This window comes from Granulicella cerasi (genome assembly GCF_025685575.1).
Lineage (GTDB): Bacteria > Acidobacteriota > Terriglobia > Terriglobales > Acidobacteriaceae > Granulicella > Granulicella cerasi.
Genome location: NZ_JAGSYD010000007.1, coordinates 1 through 281 on the forward strand (window position 1 = coordinate 1; position 281 = coordinate 281).

Sequence of the window (281 nt, forward strand, 5' to 3'; positions counted from 1 at the left end):
CCACGACCCGAGATCGAGAAGATGTCTTCGATCGGCATCAGGAACGGCAGGTCGACCAGACGGTCAGGCTGAGGAACGTTGTCGTCCACGGCCTGCATCAGCTCGTCGATCTTCTCTTCCCACTGTGCTTCGCCGTTCAGTGCGCCCAGAGCCGAACCACGGATCACGGGAACGTCGTCGCCCGGGAACTCGTACTTCGACAGCAGCTCGCGAACTTCCATCTCGACCAGGTCGATCAGTTCAGGATCTTCCACCGCATCGCACTTGTTCAGGAACACCAC

At 59.4% G+C, this 281-nt stretch carries 1 protein-coding gene; it reads right to left on the bottom strand.

The window, feature by feature from the left end; all coding sequences use genetic code 11:
• Positions 1–281 (bottom strand): GTP-binding protein (locus OHL11_RS17210; protein ID WP_263372781.1); only part of this gene is annotated, 281 nt, incomplete at both ends.